The 15,832-nt window shown below is 71.0% G+C and carries 13 protein-coding genes; 4 read left to right on the forward strand and 9 right to left on the reverse strand.

Annotated elements, in window-relative coordinates; genetic code table 11:
- Window positions 1-18 precede the first annotated feature (18 nt).
- Window positions 19-426, reverse strand: a complete 408-nt coding sequence (locus NQZ70_RS34955) for a hypothetical protein (RefSeq protein ID WP_129578097.1) — start codon at window positions 424-426, stop codon at window positions 19-21.
- Window positions 427-557: 131 nt separating this feature from the next.
- Between NQZ70_RS34955 and NQZ70_RS34960 the strand changes: the two genes are divergently transcribed.
- The 3 genes from NQZ70_RS34960 to tnpC all read left to right on the forward strand — a co-directional run bounded on the left by NQZ70_RS34960 (window position 558) and on the right by tnpC (window position 3,625).
- Complete coding sequence (locus NQZ70_RS34960; protein WP_129572580.1) at window positions 558-971, forward strand: helix-turn-helix domain-containing protein; 414 nt, start codon at window positions 558-560, stop codon at window positions 969-971.
- The gene (gene tnpB, locus NQZ70_RS34965; protein ID WP_129572581.1) at window positions 911-1,312 is read left to right on the forward strand and encodes an IS66 family insertion sequence element accessory protein TnpB; all 402 of its coding nucleotides are present in this window, start codon (window positions 911-913) and stop codon (window positions 1,310-1,312) included. The genes NQZ70_RS34960 and tnpB overlap by 61 nt, the downstream gene beginning before the upstream one ends.
- A 276-nt stretch (window positions 1,313-1,588) precedes the next feature.
- Window positions 1,589-3,625, forward strand: a complete 2,037-nt coding sequence (gene tnpC, locus NQZ70_RS34970) for an IS66 family transposase (RefSeq protein WP_165374010.1) — start codon at window positions 1,589-1,591, stop codon at window positions 3,623-3,625.
- Window positions 3,626-4,241: 616 nt separating this feature from the next.
- Here the strand turns inward: tnpC and NQZ70_RS34975 are convergent.
- From NQZ70_RS34975 to NQZ70_RS34990, 4 genes are read right to left on the reverse strand one after another with little or no spacing between them, the layout of a single operon-like run.
- Window positions 4,242-4,850, reverse strand: a complete 609-nt coding sequence (locus NQZ70_RS34975; RefSeq protein WP_129578098.1) for a hypothetical protein — start codon at window positions 4,848-4,850, stop codon at window positions 4,242-4,244.
- A complete protein-coding gene (locus NQZ70_RS34980; RefSeq protein ID WP_129578099.1) occupies window positions 4,847-5,143 on the reverse strand; it encodes a hypothetical protein in 297 nt (98 codons plus the stop codon). The genes NQZ70_RS34975 and NQZ70_RS34980 overlap by 4 nt, the downstream gene beginning before the upstream one ends.
- Entirely contained in the window at window positions 5,130-5,717 is a 588-nt protein-coding gene (locus NQZ70_RS34985) for a hypothetical protein (RefSeq protein WP_207217572.1), read from the reverse strand. Before NQZ70_RS34985 ends, NQZ70_RS34980 begins: the two co-directional genes overlap by 14 nt.
- Before the next feature lie 29 nt (window positions 5,718-5,746).
- Entirely contained in the window at window positions 5,747-9,547 is a 3,801-nt protein-coding gene (locus NQZ70_RS34990) for an RHS repeat-associated core domain-containing protein (RefSeq protein ID WP_129578101.1), read from the reverse strand.
- Between the two features lie 142 nt (window positions 9,548-9,689).
- On the opposite strand from NQZ70_RS34990, the gene NQZ70_RS34995 reads away from it, so the two are divergent.
- Window positions 9,690-10,613: a hypothetical protein gene (locus NQZ70_RS34995; protein ID WP_129578102.1), complete on the forward strand. Its 924-nt coding sequence runs from the start codon at window positions 9,690-9,692 to the stop codon at window positions 10,611-10,613.
- 27 nt (window positions 10,614-10,640) lie between these two features.
- On the opposite strand, the gene NQZ70_RS35000 is transcribed toward NQZ70_RS34995, so the two are convergent.
- The 4 genes from NQZ70_RS35000 to NQZ70_RS35015 all read right to left on the reverse strand — a co-directional run bounded on the left by NQZ70_RS35000 (window position 10,641) and on the right by NQZ70_RS35015 (window position 15,762).
- Complete coding sequence (locus NQZ70_RS35000) at window positions 10,641-11,510, reverse strand: phytanoyl-CoA dioxygenase family protein (RefSeq protein WP_129578103.1); 870 nt, start codon at window positions 11,508-11,510, stop codon at window positions 10,641-10,643.
- A gap of 95 nt (window positions 11,511-11,605) precedes the next feature.
- Window positions 11,606-13,225 carry an ABC-F family ATP-binding cassette domain-containing protein gene (locus tag NQZ70_RS35005; RefSeq protein WP_129578104.1) on the reverse strand — a complete coding sequence of 540 codons (1,620 nt, stop codon included), beginning with the start codon at window positions 13,223-13,225 and terminating at the stop codon, window positions 11,606-11,608.
- 456 nt (window positions 13,226-13,681) lie between these two features.
- A complete protein-coding gene (locus tag NQZ70_RS35010; RefSeq protein WP_129578105.1) occupies window positions 13,682-14,278 on the reverse strand; it encodes a DUF4142 domain-containing protein in 597 nt (198 codons plus the stop codon).
- Window positions 14,275-15,762 (reverse strand): MFS transporter, encoded by a 1,488-nt coding sequence (locus NQZ70_RS35015; protein WP_207217573.1) that lies wholly within the window; start codon window positions 15,760-15,762, stop codon window positions 14,275-14,277. The genes NQZ70_RS35010 and NQZ70_RS35015 overlap by 4 nt, the downstream gene beginning before the upstream one ends.
- Window positions 15,763-15,832: the final 70 nt, after the last annotated feature.

Raw genomic sequence — 15,832 nt, forward strand, 5'->3', positions numbered from 1 at the left:
GCGCGGAGGTCGACGCCCTCATTCCGGGGAGCCTCCGGTCTCGCCGCGGAGCGCCGCGTGGAACCGCCTCTCCATGCCGGAGTCCTCGGCCATCCGACGGCTCCAGTGCTCGCTCCCGCGCACGTAGTCGGCCAGGGTCACGCCCACCTGGGCGAGCGCGGCCTGCACGTCGCCGGTCGACTGCAGCAGCGATGTCACCCGGGCGAACTGCTCGAGCGAGACCGGCGGCGCGGCCGCGCGCGACGCCGCCTGGTAGGCCTCGCAATACGCGGCGAGCAGCGCCGGGACCGGTTCGTCCTCGTCGGCCAGAGCGCCGGAGAGGCGCGCCTGCCAGTGTGCGTCGGCGGCGTCCCACCGCGCCTCGTCGACCCCGTGTCGCGCGAGCACCTCGGCCCGCGCGCCGCCGGACTCGGCGAGCCGAGCCATCACCCGCGCGTACGTCTCCAGATCGAGCGTAGCCGCTCCGCAGACCGCGTCTTTCCCCTGGCCAGCTTCGGTTGCACGCTACGCGACGTCCGATGAGGGGCGTGCCCTCGCCGAGCGAAGAGGAGCGTGCGATGCCAGGAAGCAGAGAGCTGGTGCAGCTGCGTGCGGAGCTGTCGAGGTATCGTGAGAAGAAGAGCCGTGGGAAGTACCCGAGCGAGCTGCGAGACCGAGCCGAGGCGTACGCCAGGGAGCGTTCCCGGGCGGGGGCGACGCCGGCCGAGATCGCCACGGAGCTCGGTGTCCACAAGATGACTGCCGACCGATGGGTGGCTGGCGGTGAGCGCGCAGATGATGGTGCGTTGCCAGCGACCACCAAGGCGGCTCAGCATGTTCCGTTCCTACCCGTCGTGGTGCGCCCGGAGCGCCGAGAGGCGCCGCCTTTGCGGCTCAACGTCGCATTTACCGATGGGACGCGGATGCAGGTATGTGGGATAGGCGCGCGCGACCTCGTGGAAGCGATCGAGGCGTTGCGGAGGGGGCAGTGACCCCCGCGACGATAGCCGTGTATCTGGCCGTCGGTCCAGTGGACTTGCGTGGCGCGTTCGACCGGCTCGCCGCGATCACCCGGCAGGTGCTGTGCCTGGACCCAGCCAGCGGCGCGCTATTCTTGTTCTTCAACAAGAGGCGCAACCGACTGAAGGCACTTTGGTGGGACCGCAACGGGTATACAATTCTATACAAGCGTTTCTCGAAGGGTGCATTTGCTCTGCCCTCGTTCACCGAGGCTGACGGCAAGTGTATCGAGCTGTCAGCACAGGACTTCGCGCAGCTGCTCGCTGGTCTACCCGTGGAAGAGCTGGCAAGCCGCCGCCGGCTGGTCCACTGAGGCGTCTGCGCCGGCGCTCGTCCACCACGCTGCCGGCGCCAGCGCGGCCCGATGGCGGCCGGCTCAGCCTGATACGGAGCCGGCTCAGCCTGATGCGGAGATGGAGCAGGGCGCGAGTTGCATCCTCCCGAAGACCTCGCGAGAGCGCGGCGTCGAGGGCGCACCATGTTTGCCCCGCGTTCCCATTTTCAACAAAGGATTCTCATCAAAAACAGCCAAAAGTGCCTGCGTAAGGTACTTGCCAGGAGCCAGCGGAGGGGGCATCCATGGCGCGCCTTGACACGACCCGGTGAGACCGAGCTCCCGCAGGCGGCGGAGACAGAGCGCCTTGACGGCACGGCGCTCGTGCTCGGCTATCTTCAGGCCAGGGGACAAGGACAGGGGAGCCCCGCCGACCCCGCGTCGGTGGTCGACGCGCTGCTCCGGCGGGTGCAGGAGCTCGAGGCGAAGCTGGCCGAGCTTTCGACGGCGGAGCAACAGGCCCAAGAGCTCGCTCGCTCTGTCGAGTCGCTCAAGGCGTACAATCAACAGCTGCAGGAGACGATTCGGACGTTGGAGATCGGGTTCCGGCGCCACGTCTCCGAGCAGATCTCGCCTGACCAGCTGCGGCTTTCGCTGGCCGGCGAGCCAGACGCCTGTCCGGCTCAAGCTTCGTCGCAGGCCGAGACCCACAGCGCCTCGCCTGAGGCGGATCGGAGCGACGGCAGCATCCCGCCGCCGGGCCTCGCGAGCCCGGCGGAGCGTGGGGGGACCGCAGAGTCCTGCTCCAGCTCGGATCCCGGAGGTGGCAAGCGAGTTCAGCGCCACGAGCACGGGCGCCGTCGCATCGGTGTCATCCCGAGGGTGATCATCGAGACGCTGCCGCCGGAGGTGCTGCTCCAAGGTAGCGAGCGCTTCGAGCGTGTGGGCGTCGAAGACAGCTCGGTGATCGGCCACCGGCGCGGCGGCCCCGTGGAGATCGTCTGGCGTCGCCCCAAGTACGTGGCCAAGGCGGAGGCACCGGCGGCGAGCCGCGGAGCGGGCGAGGAGCCTGCTTCTTTGCCAGCCGCAGAGCCGGCCTTCAAGCGCGAGCTCGACGAGCCCCTCGTCGTGCGGGAGCACGAGCTCTTGGGGATCCCCGCGGACACGGGCTTCAAGCAAAGCCCCTTCGTCGACGGCGTCCTCGTACGCTACACGCCCGAGTCGGACGCTGCGGAGGACAGCGGCGGACCTGTGAAGATCGCCTCGCTGCCGGAGCGCCCGATCGCCAGATGCCTTGCCGATCCGAGCCTCTTGGCCCACCTGTTCGTCCACAAGCTCGACTACCACATGCCATACTACAGGCAAGAGGTGGAGTCGGAGCGCCACGGCTTCCGCATTGGCCGCGGCAACATGACACGCTGGCAGTACGACTGTGGCGGCATTGCGATGCGCATCGCCGATGCCATCTGGAGCGACGCGCTCTCGCGGTCGTGGTTCGCCATGGATGCGACGGGCACCGCCATCCGGGCCAAGGACAAGCACCGCTATGGGCATGTCTTCGTCCTCGTCGCGCCGGGCGATGGGGTGCTGTTCCGCTATACACCGACGTACGACGGTCCCACCGTCGCGAAGCTCTTCGGCGGCTACCAGGGGACGCTCGTCGCCGATGCCTCGGCCAACCACAACGTGCTGTTCGGGCCGGGCAAGGCGCGCGAGGCCGGCTGCTGGAGCCATGCACGAAGGCGCTTCTTCAAGGCGTTCAAGGCCGGGGCGGGCAAGGATGCGGCGTTCGCGCTCCAGGCCATCCAGGCGCTCTTCCGCGTCGAGGAGGAATGCGCCCTGTGCAGCCCGGACGAGCGTCTCGAGATCCGGCAGCGCGAGTCCGCACCGCTGATTGAGAAGCTCTTCGCCTGGGTCGAGGCGCAGCGGCAGGTCGTCCCGGAGCATTCGCCGTTGCGCGAAGGGCTGGTCTATTTGCACAACCAGAGGGAGGCGCTCTGCGAGTTCCTCTCCAACGGGGAGGTCCCCATCCACAACAATGCCAGTGAGAGGGCTCTGCGCCGCGTCGTCAAGGGACGACGCAACTGGCTCTTCCACGGCAGCGACGAGCATGCTGTCCGGGCCTGTGCCGTCACGTCGCTCATCGCGACCTGCCAGATGCACGGGCTCGACCCCGAGCTGTACTTGCAGGAGATCCTGACCGTGGCTCCGAGCTATCCGCTCAGCCGCATCCTCGACCTGAGTCCCAAGAACTGGGTCGCGACGCGACAACGCCTCATCGCCGAGGGGCGGCTCAAGTACCTGGACCTGGCTCGGATCTCCGGCTCGCGGCTCGTCTTCCGCGACCGCTGATCGCGCCGCGTCGCCCGCTTGCGTCGCGCCCACAGTGCTCGTTGCGTCCGGAGCGGCCGAGCCAGGCGCGCGTCCTTTCCGCGTCCGCGCCGAGGTGCGTCGGCTCGTCGAGCCGGTGCTGTCGTCGCTTCGCCCCGCCACCGTCGAGCTCGTCTCGACGGGGCGCCTTCGGTTCGCTTCGCTTCGGCGCTGCTTGTCCGCGCCTCGGGTCGGCCGCCGTTCGCCCACCTCCTCCGCCGACGGCTGGGCGGCGGTCTTGCGGCGCCGCACGCCGGCGGCCTCGGCCGCTCCTGCGCGCTCCTCCTCCTGCTCAGCCGCGCGACGCGGGCGTCCCTTCGCCCTGGCGGGGGCGTCCTCGCGGCCTTGCCATGCGACCTGCGGTGCTGACAGCTTCAGCACCGCTGTCGTCAGGCTCGGGACTTCGACGCCTGCATCCCCGCTCCGTCGCTTCGTCATCGCACCGCGACTGTACGCACGGGGCCGCCTTCCACAAGCACGCTTCGGAACGCGCTCTGCGGAGCGGCTACGATCGAGCACCATGAGCGAGCCGCAGAGCGTATGCGATGCGGGTGTGCCGATCCACCACGGAGCACGGCGCGCTCCATCGACGGAGCGATCAGCGAGCGTCGCTGCGGGCCGAGGCGCCGCGGCTCTCCTCGTGCAGGGCGATGGCGCGATCGAGCGCCTCCCTCGCCCCGCGCTTCTCCCGAGGGAACGCCTCCACGTGCTCCCACCGCGGCCACGCCAGCGCGCGCGCGATGTCCGGGAGCGCCGCCGCCGGCTCGTTCGGGTCGGCGTAGCGGTGCACCTGGAAGAGCACCGGCACCTGCTCGGGCTGTCGTCCCGCCGCGATCAGGTCTGCGTGCAGCGCGGCCGCGCGGTGCACGCCGAGGGCGAGCCGGCGCGCGCGGCCGTCGATCGGCAGCACGACGACCTGCGCGCGCCTCAGGGCGTCGAGCTCGCCGCGCACCTCGTCGCTCTCGGCTGCGAGGCCCTCGATGGGCTCGTGCCAGGCGACCCCGCGCGTCACGATCAGCGAGAGGCGCAGGGGGAGCACGGCGGCGCCGCGCGGCCAGAGCAGGTCGGCCCGCGCCGGGGTTGGGCCGGCCTCGATCGAGGCCGAGCGGGCGAGGGCGGCGAGGTGCCGGAGGAGCCGGTAGGGGCTCCCGGTGGGGCCTGTGTAGTAGGCGACGTGGAGCGGGAGCGGCTGGGCGGGGGAGCTCACCAGTCGAGATCCTCCTGCTCGACGAGCACGCGCGCGTTCTCGAACAGCGCGGCGACGAGCTGCCGCCGGTCGTCGAAGACGAGGCCCTGGGCGTAGTCGACGATGCGGCCGCCGGGCTCCTCGTTGACGCAGTGGACGCCCCAGAGCACCGGCTCGCCCGTGGCGTCGTCCCAGGTGCGGAGCGGCTCCGGCGCGCCGTCGGGTCCGCAGGCCACGACGGCGAGCGGCGCGCCGCCGCCCTCGGCGGCCGCGCGGGCGGCGAGCTGCCGGCAGAGGAGATTACTTGGCTTCATGCTCGGCCCTCATCTCTTCGTAAAGCGCGATGGCGCGATCCAGCGCCTCCTTCGCGCCGCGCTTCTCCTTGGGGAAGGCTTCGATGTGATCGCAGCGCGCCCAGGAGAGTCCCGGGATGATGTCGGATGACGGCGTCGTGGGGACACCCTCCTGGCACGGATGATCAATCTGGAACACCACCGGGATGTCGTCCGGGTTCCGTCCTGCGGCGATGAGATCGGCGCGGAGCATCTTGGTGAAGTGTCGGCCGCGCCAGACGCGATGCGTCTGATCATCGACCAGGAGGATGATGGTCTGAGCGCTTTTCAGCGCGGCGAACTCGCGGGCGAAGGTCGTACTCTCATGTACCGTGGCAGCCTCCGTGGCCACCAGATTCTCGATGGCGTGCGCCCACGAGCTGCCGCGCGCCTCGACGAAGAACAGGTGGAGGGAGTACACGACGTCGCCGCGAGTCCAGAGCACGCGGCCCTCCCTCGGCACGGGCTCCTCGACCACGACACCGTCGCTGCCATGCGAGAAGACGTGTCGAAGGAGCCCTTCGGCGTTGCCCATGGTGGACTTGTAGTAGACCACCTCCAAGGGTGCTTGTGGCAGGTGGGAATTTACCATTCGCCGTAGTCCGTTTGGTAGCTGACCCGGGGATTCTCGAACATCGCCGTCGCGTACTGCTGGCGATTGTCGAAGACCATTCCTTGATCGTAGTCGACGATCCTCTCATCGGGGTCCTGGTTCACCCAGTGGTCCTCCCATCGCTTGGGCTTGCCCGTACTATCATCCCAAGTCTGGAGCGGCTCGTTGCGGTGTACGTCCCGCTCTGGACCCATGATCTGGGTCTGGTGGCCGGCGCCGAGGCGCCTCGCCTCCTTGGCGACGTTGGCACACTGACTCGCGTTCTTCCGCTCCTTGATCGCCGCCTGTCGCGCCTTGAGCTCCGGGTCGGCATCGAAGCGCGCGCGGGCTGCATCACGCATCGCCTTCTTCTCGGCGGCGCTGATCGGCTGGGGCTCTATCCAGCTCACAAATTTGCCATAAACATCGGCCTCCGCCGTCGGATCCCCCCCTCTCGCATAGAGGTTCCCCCCACCTTCCAGCCCGATCGGATCCGGGCTGATGAACCTCCCCACCTCCGGGTCGTAGTACCGGTGCCGGTTGTAGACGAGCCCCGTCTCCTCGTCCGCGTACTGCCCGAGGAAGCGGATCGGCGTCGTGACGCCCCCCTCCCCGCCCCCCTCGATCCGCTTGCCCCACGCCGACAGCCGCAGCTCCCCGGCGATGTCGCCGCGCTCGTCCAGCAGCCGCTCCGGCGTCCCCAGGGGATCGTTCACGTAGTGGTACCAGCGCGACGCCACGTCGCCGCTCACCCGGCGGGTCTCGCAGTGGGCGAGCGGGACCGCGCTCCCGCCGTCGAACACATACGTCCGCTCCTCGATTGCCGCATCGCCCTCGCGCGTGCGCACCTCGTGCACCGGCACGTGCCGGTCCCAGTAGAACCGCGTGCGCGACACGAGCCGCGCCCCCGCGCCGTCCAGCGTCGAGACGCGCTTCTCGATCCGCCGCGCAAAGGCGTCGTACGAGAACTCCACCCGGCGCCCCTCCGGCGTCTCCACCCGGCGCAGGAGCCCGCGCCCGTCCCACGCGTAGCGCGTGATCCGCGCTCCCCCCTCGCGCTTCTCCACCAGCCGGCCCAGCGCGTCGTAGCGGTACGCCACGTCGCCGCGCCGGATCAGCCGGTCGCCGGGCCCGTGCTCGCGCGCCGGCGCCAGCGGGCCCGCATCGACCAGATTCCCGGTCGGATCGAAGGCGAAGACCTCGGACAGGCCCGCCTCCGCGACGACCTCCAGCAGCCGCCCGGCCGGATCGCGGCGGTACGCGGTGCGGCCGCGGGTGAGATCCTCGACGGCCTCGAGGCGCCCCGTCGGATCATGGCTGTAACGCGCGTCCACGACCGTCCCCGCCGGGCGCGGGCCCACCCAGCCGGGATCGCCGGCGCCGATCGCCGGGTCCGCCGCGGCGCGGCGCACGACGCGGCGCGAGAGGCGCCCGACGGCGTCGAAGGCGCTGTGCACCTCCCCGCCGCCCGGCAGCACGCGCGCGATCTCCCGGCCGACCGGATCGAAGTGCCGGCGCACCACCTGCCGACCGTCGAGCGTCACCCGGGCGGCGCGGCCGTCCGGCGCCGGCTCCCACGACAGCGTGTGGCCGAGCGACGTCCTTCGCCCGATCGCGCGCCCCTCGGCGTCGTGCCCCACCTCGACCGTGAACGCGGGCCCGCCCGGGCCCTGCTGCGTCTCGCGCACGATCCGCCCCATCGCGTCCCGCTCGAACGCCACCGTCCCATCCGGCCCCGCCACCGACTCGAGGAAGCCGCGCACGTCGTACGCATATACCTCGCGCTTGCCCTCGACCTCGCGGGCCACGAGCTGCCCGGCGAGATCGTAGGCGAAGCCGATCGGCGCGCCGATCCCCGGCTCGACCCGCGTCTGCTGCCCGGCCGGATCGTGGCGGTAGCGCAGCACGCGCCCGTCGAAGGTGCGCTCCTTCACGCGGCGCAGGGCGGCGTCGTACTCGAACACGTGCCGCTCGCCGCGCGCGTTCTCGACCTCCAGCACCTCCCCCTCGCGCCCGTAGCGCATCCGCGCGGTCCGGCCGGTCGCGTCCGTCACCTCGTGAAGCCAGTGGTACCCGCACCACGCGATGCGCGACGTGCGCCCCGCGCGGTCGGCGACCGAGACGAGCCGGCCCTCCCCGTCGTGGGCATACCGCGCCGTGGCGCCCGCCGGATCCATGGTCGCCACGAGATCCCCGCGCGGCGAAACCTCGAAGCGGCTCACCGCGCCCGTCGGATCGGTCATGGACAGCGTCCGGCCGAAGAAATCGTAGGTCCACTGCCACCTTCCGCCGCGCCGATCGAGGAGCGAGACCACGTTGCCGTGGGCGTCGTACCCGATGCGCACGGCGCGGCCGGTCGCGTCCTCGGCCTCGATCATCTGGCCGCGCGCGTCGTACGCGAAGCGCCGCACCGCGCCGGTCGGATCCGTCGTCCGCACCGGCAGGCCGGAGGCGTCGCGCTCGATCGCCGTCGCGAGCCCCGCGGGATCGATCACGCGCACGACGTCGCCCCGCGCGTCGCGCTCGTAGCGCACGGCGCGGCCGAGCGGATCGGTCTGCGAGAGCAGCCGGCCCCGCGCGTCGCGCTCGTAGCGCGTGGTGGCCTGGAGCTGATCCGTCTCCGAGAGCAGGTGCCCGGCGTCGTCGTAGGTCGCCGACACGGCGTGCCCGCCGTCCACCTCGAGGTCGAGCAGGCCGTGCCGGTTACCGAAGAAGCGCTTCACCTGCCGGGAATTGGCGACCTCGCGGTAGCCGTCCGGCAGGTAGGCGAAGCGGCAATGATAGATGCCCCTCGCGCGCGTCGTGCCGTCGGCGAGCAGCGGCGGCAGCCCGTCGGCGAGGCCGGGATCCGGCCGGCCGTCGCGATCGCCCCAGGTCTCGACGCAGCGCCGCTCGGCGTCGTAGCGGTAGTGGAACGTGAGCCCGGCGCGATCGGTGTGCTCCGTGAGCAGGTTGCGCTCGTCGTACGCATAACGCGAGGTGAAGCCCTCGGCATCGGCCGCGGCGACGAGGCGGCCGAGGTCGTCGTGCTCGTAGCGCGCGAAGCGGACCCAGCGCCCCTGGGAGGCGGCGTTGTAGACGCTGATGGAGGCGATCCGCCCCTCGGGGCCCGGGGCGAAGCGGACGCGCCGGCCGGCGCTGTCCCGCACCTCCGCGATCCGCGAGCCGTCGTAGGAGATCGCGATCCGGTTCCCGGAGCGATCCTCGATCGCCGTGAGCAGCCACTCCCGCTCGCCGGCGAGCGGCAGCGCAAAGGCGTGGAGCAGGCCGTCGCCCTTGTCGAGGCGGTAGCCGCCGCGCTCGCGCCGCAGCAGCCAGCCCCAGGGCCCGATCGCCTCGCTGCCCTCGGCCAGCGCCGGGAAGTCGACCGAGATGCCCTCGTCGGTCCACACCCGGATCGCGCGCCGGGCGACGGTGACACGCCAGCCGAGGCTGTGCGCCCAGCCGTGGCCGAGGCCGACGTCGCGCTCGGCCATGGCCGAGGAGTATCGGCGGACGAACGAGAACGGGAGCGGGCCGGGCAGCGCCAGATCGGTCCGCGGCACGGTGTAAACCCGCCCGGTGACGACATCGACCGGCTCCCCTTCGGACCTCTGCCTCCCCGCCCCGGAGGGGGCGTTCTTCTGATCGCCGTCCCCGCCCTTGCCGCTCCCGCTCCCCCCACCGCCGCTGCCGCCATCGCCGCCGCTGCCGCCGCCACCGCCGTCGCCGGATCCACCGCCGCCTCCCAGCACGGCGATCCCAGGGCACATCCCGGGGGGAGCAGAGGCATCAGGCGCCGGTGCGGTCGACATGGCTCAGCGTGCCCTCCGGGCGGGTGACTCGGTCGCGAGATCGCGGCGACAAACGACGCGAACGTATCGCTTCCCCGCGGCGCGGCGCAACGCCTCGAGGCGGCGCAGCAGAGGAGCGACGCTTCGGGCTAGGATGCACGCGATGGGTACGGCGCTTTCGCTGGAGCGCTACGCGGAGATGCGCGCGCAGATGGAGGCCGGAACGCTCCGCGACGAGGTGCTCGCGCGCGCCGGCCTCACGGCGGACGAGTGGACGGCCGCGCAGCGCGATTGGCTCGAGCGGATGGGGGCGGAGCTCGAGCACGGCAGCTTCGAGCTGACCAACCGCTACACGCAGGCCTTCCTCGAGCACCAGCGGGCGATCCTCGCAGCCTCGCGGCCCGCGAGCGCGACGCCGGTGCGCCCACCGCCCGGTCCAGCGCCGGCCCCGCCGAAGGCCGCACCGGCGCCGCGGCGCGCGGCGCCGCCCGCGCCCTCCGGCACGGCCCCGCTCCCCGACATGCCTGCGCTCGTCGCCGCCCTGCCCTTCCTGCCAGGCGCGCCGCGTGGTCCGGCGCCGGCCGCACCGTCGGCGGCCGGCCCAGCGCCGCGGCGCCCGGCGCCGCCCGGGCTCACCGGCACCGCGCCGCTCCATCACATGCCCGCGCTCGTCGCCTCCTTGCCCTTCACCCCGGCCCCGGAGGAGCGCCCCGCACCAGCTACACCGCCGGCCGAGCCCATCGCGGCCGGCACCGCCCCGCTCCCCGACATGCCCGCGCTCGTCGCCTCCCTGCCCTTCACCCCGGCCCCGGAGAAGCGCCCCGCGCCGGCGACAGCGCCGACCGAGCCCATCGCGGCCCGCGCCGCGCCCGCCCTCTCGCTGGAGCACTACGCCGCGCTGTGCGCGGAGCTCTCGCTGTGCCCGCGGGGCGCCGCGGCCCTCTACCCACGCTACGGCCTCCGCGACGCGGCCGCGTGGCAGGCCACCGACGCCGCGTGGCAGCTCCGGATGCGCAGCGACCCCGCCCTCGAGGCGCGCTGGCAGCAGCTCGTCGCTCATTACCGGGCCTACTACAGGGCGCGCTGAGCCGACCCGCGCGCCGCGCCCGCGGCGCTACGCCTCGAAGCCGCGCGCCGGCCGGTCGGGCGCGCGGCGCAGCCAGTTGTCCTCCGGGTAGCGGCACGCGCCGTCCACCACGTGGAGCGCGTAGGCGTGGCGCGAGCGCTCGGACCGGTTGGCGCCGCTCCAGTGCGGCAAGAGCCCGTGGAGCAGGACCATCGTGCCCCTGGGCGCCTCGATCGGCACATAGGGAGCGCGCGGGGCGACCGCCGGGAACGGGGTGTCGTCCAGCGCGAGCATCCTCGCGGCATCGCCGTCGCGCACGAAGCGCTTGCGCAGCGGGCCCCGGTGACCGCCGGGCAGGGCCCACATGCAGCCGTTGTGCACGGTCGCGTCCTCCAGCGCGAACCAGAGCCCGATCACGCTGAGCGGGTCCGTGTAGAGGAACGTCGCGTCCTGGTGGCAGGCCACGTCGCCGCCGATGAACGGGTTCTTGAAGATGTACATCGATTGCAGAAGGAGCGGGCGCGCGAGCCCGAGATGCGACACCACCGACGCGAGGGCCGGCGCCCGCGAGAAGCGCGCGAAGACCGGATCGAGATCGTGGAGCGCGTGGCCGATCTTGTTGATCGAGCAGGCCTTCGCCTGCCGCAGCGAGCCGTCGGGCAGGAACGCCTCCTCCTCGAAGAAGAACCGGATCCGGTCGCCGGAGCCGAGGAAGTACGCGTCGGTGGAGCGCGCCTGATCCCGGGTCGAGAAGATGGAGATCTCCGCGGGATCGAAGCCCTCGACGAGCTCGGCCGCGCGCGCCCTGAGGGCGTCGCACTGCGCCGGGAGCACGAAGCCCTCGATGACCAGGAAGCCGTCGCGAGCGAAGCGGGCGCGCTCGTCGGCGGTGAGCCCGGGAGGCCTGGCGGAGAACATGCCCAACCTTACCAGCGCGCCGGCGGGACGCAGGCCGGCGGCCAGGCGCCCCGAGGCGCCGCGCCCCCGCCGGGCGTGGCGCAACGGCGCCCTGGCTACGACGCCTTGGCGCCCTGGTAGGCGCTCGGGTTGCCCGGCCCCTCCAGGAACTCGTCGTACGTCCCGTTGAAGAGCTGCGGCCCCCGGGACGACAGCTCGAGCACGCGGGTGCCGAGCTTGCCCACGAAATGCCGGTCGTGGCTCGTGACGATGACCGTGCCCTTGTACTCGACCAGCGCCTGGAGCAGCGCGTCGATGCTCTCGACGTCGAGGTGGTTCGTCGGCTCGTCGAGCACGACGACGTTGTTCTTCACCAGGATGAGCTTCGCGAGGAACAGGCGCGCCGCCTCGCCGCCGGACAGGTTCTCCGTCTTCTTGAGCCCGGCCTCGCCGCTGAAGAGCAGCTTTCCGAGCACCGAGCGGACGTGCTCCTTCGTCGCGCTCGGGTCGAAGCGGTACAGCCACTCGTAGGCCGTGAACCCCGGCTCGATCGCCTCGTGGTGGTCCTGGGCGAAGTAGCCGACGCTCGTGTCGTGGCCCCACGTGACCGTGCCCGCGTCGGGCGTGAGCTCGCCGACGAGGAGCTTGAGGAGCGTCGACTTGCCGATGCCGCTCGGCCCGATGACGGCGAGCTTGTCGCCGCGGTTCAGGTTCATGTCGAGCTTCTCGAGGACGCGCAGATCGCCGAAGCTCTTCGCGAGCCCCTCGACGCGCAGCACGTCGCGGCCGGACGGCTTCTCGATCTCGAACTTGATGTACGGCCGGACGACGCTCGTGCGCTTCACCTGGATGCCCGCCTCGAGCTTCTCGATCTCCTTCACGCGCGACTGCGCCTGGCTCGACCGGCTCGCGCTCGCGCCGAAGCGGGCCACGAAGTCCTTGAGCTCGGCGATCTTCTTCTTCTTCTGCGCGGCGTCGGCCTCGGACTGGCGCTTGCCCGTCGTCTTCTGCTCGATGAAGTCGTCGTAGTCGCCCGTGTAGAGCTGGACCGTCTGGTAATCGACGTCGGCGACGTGCGTCGCGATCGCGTTCATGAAGTGCCGGTCGTGGCTCACGACGAGCAGCGTGCCGCGGAAGGTCTCGGTGAGGTACGACTCGAGCCAGCGGATCGAGTCGAGGTCGAGGTGGTTCGTCGGCTCGTCGAGGAGCAGGACGTCGGCGCCCGCGAAGAGCGTCTGAGCGATGAGGACGCGGAGCTTGTAGCCGCCCGCGAGGGTGCTCACCGTGCTCGTGTGCCGGGCGGTCGCGATCCCGAGCCCCTCCAGGATCTCGGAGGCGCGCGCCTCGGCGGTGTAGCCGTCCTCCTCGCCGATCGTCCCCTCGAGCTCGGCCAGCCGCATGCCGACCTCGTCCGTCATCTCGACCTCGTACAGCCGATCGCGCTCCTGCATCGCGTCCCAGAGCGCCCGGTTGCCCATGAGGACCGTGTCGAGGATGCGGCAGGACTCGTAGGCGAAATGGTCCTGCTTGAGCACCCCGACCCGGAGCTGCTTCGGGATCTCGACCGTGCCCTGATCCGACTCCTCCTCGCCGGAGATGATCTTGAGGAGCGTCGACTTGCCCGCTCCGTTCGCGCCAACGAGCACATACCGCTTGCCGGGATCGAAGCGCATCGAGACGTTCTCGAAGAGAATTTTTGGACCGTACCGCTTGGTGAGTTTTTCGAGCGTGATCATCGCAGCGGGGCGGGCAGTAGCACGTGTGCGCGTGCGCTTCCGGTAAATATCGGCGGCCGCGCGCGCCCGCCAGCGCGGCCCGCGGCGAGCGCCGCGTCGCCCAGGGAGAAATTTGCGGTGGCGATCCGGCGCGGTCGGTGCGTTCCGCCGGCGTTTTCGGCGAGCGTGACGCCGGATCCCCCTCGGTAGTGATGGCCCCAACCCGGGTCCAGCCGCCGGGTCCAACTGGCGAACCCCCGGCTCGGGGAGCCGACGGCGGCCGACTCGCCGCCTCGGGTCGCCGTGATTGCCGAGCTTGCCAGCGCCCTGAGCCACGCCGTGGCCCTGGGCGGATGAGGTGGCACCCGGGCGTCCACGAGGCGATCGGTCGGCTGCTTGGGCTGGTGGCACGAGGGAGCCGACGTCACCGGCGCGCAGGCCGACGTCACCGGCGTCCAGGGGGCGCCGGAGAGCGCCTCACCTTCCCATGGACCGGAGGACCTGCTCGGCGCTCGCGAGGTGCGCAGCCACCACCGTGGCGCGGAACCTCTCGAGCTCCGCCCTGACCTCCGGGCTCTGCGCGCGGGGCAGGAGCTGCTCGTCGATCAGCGAGAGCCCGCTCGAGTGCGCCTTGATCTCCGTGAGGATGTACTTCCGGTCGAAGGAGCCGTCCGATGCGCTGAAGGAGGCCGTGAAGGCGGTGGCGTCGGCCACGAGCGCCGCGCTTACCGGGTTCTGTCGAGGTGAGATCCCGAGCTGCGCGAAGAAGGCGGACTGGCGCTGCTCCGCCTCGCTGTGCATGTGCAACATGGCCCTCGCGAAATCGAGCACCGCCGGGAGCTGGGCGCTCTGCAAGGCGACCTGGGCTCGACGCATCTCGCTCGCGTTGACAGCCGATACGACAGCCGCGATCTCCGCGTCCGACACGACCACCGGTCCCTGTTGCTCGGGCGTGCCCCTGTCCCGGCCAGAGAGATCGGCTATGTCCTCGGTGCTGCACGCGGCGGACCCGAACAGGCCACAGCCGAAGACGAAGAGGACGACAGTGCAGAGCTCACATCGCTTGCGGTTCATGGATTCCCCCTACAATGCTCCGATGAAACGTCGAAAGGACACGGCACCAGCCGTAAAAGCTGGACATCGCCGAAAGCGCGCAGCATCGCGCACGCGCGATAGCCCGCCACGGCTCGAGCCAAGCAAGCGGCGGGCCGCTTCGGAGCCGCCATGGCGCGCTGTCGGCGCCCATGGCGGCGGTCATCCACCGGACGCAGGCGCTCTCCGGCGCTCCGACAGCCCGAACACATCGTCGCCAGAGCAGCCAGCGCGAGAGGAGGAAAAATCGCCACGTTGACCGCTCCCCAACCATAGCGGGCGAGCACCTGACCAGCGAAGAGCGAGCCGAAGGCCGAGAAGACGAACGTCGTCAATTCGCTCACCGCTTGCGCCTTGGCCTGCTCCCCTGGACGGTACGAGTGGGCGAGCAGCGTGCTGCCGCCGACGAACATGAAATTCCACCCCACGCCGAGGCACGCGAGCGCCGCATAGAAGTACTGCACGTCGGTCGAGTGTAGCGCCAGCCCTCCGCACGCCGCGGACAGGGCGATCCCTGCGAAGACCAAGGAGAGCACGCCGAACCGCCGGAGCAGGCGCGCCGCGAACAGGGATGGCGCATACATGCCGACCATATGCCACTGGATGATGTGCGCGCCGCTGCCGATCGTATGCCCGCACCCGACCGCGGCGATGGGGGTCGCGGTCATCACGAACATCATCACCGCATAGCCCAGCGCGTTGTTGGCCACCGCAGCGACGAAGACCGGCTGGCGCACGATCTGCCCGAGGGGGCGACCGGATCGCGGCTGCTCCGCCGCCCCCTCCGGTCGACGCGCGCCGTCGTCATGGAACGCGAACGCGAGCAACGCCAGCGAGAGCATGCCGAACACCGTGACGACCAGGTACGAGCCGGCGTACGTCACAGACGGCAGGAGATCCTTGCTCCAGTTGGCGATCACGGGGCCCGCGACAGCCGCGACGACGCCGCCTGTCAGCACGACAGAGATGGCGCGCCCCTTCGAGCTGAGGCCGGCCGCGTCTGCGGCGGCGAGCCGGTAATACTGAGCAAAAGCCTGGAAAACTCCGACCAGCGAGGTTCCGAGGCAGAACGCCGGAAAGCTTCGATGAACTATCGACCACACGGAAACCGCGCCTCCGATGGACGCGGCCGTCGCCCCGAGCATGAAGCCCGCTCGCCTCCCGATGCGCCTCATCAGGAGCGACGCGAACACCGTCGTCACCGCTGCCGCGACCGTGATGAGCGAAAAAGGGAGCGTCGCGAGCGACTTGTCTGTGGAGATCGTGTACCCGACGAGCCCTGTAAGCGTCAGATCGATCGACAGCGACGACGTGTACAGCGCCTGGCAGACCGCCAGCACGCGCGTGTTTCGGCCGCCCACCGATTCATCTACCCCTGCTTTCCTGCCTGGCTCTTCGTCGCTTCTCGTGACTCCTCCGGCTCGCGAGAGGGGAACGACCTGCTCGTCCAGCTCTTCCATCTTCATGCGCACTGCCCAGGGCGTCGCGCGACGCTCTCAAGCTGTTCCCAGGACCCCAGGGCTCCTTGTGCCGGAG

It is taken from the genome of Sorangium sp. So ce836 (genome assembly GCF_028553905.1).
Taxonomy (GTDB): domain Bacteria; phylum Myxococcota_A; class Polyangia; order Polyangiales; family Polyangiaceae; genus Sorangium; species Sorangium cellulosum_D.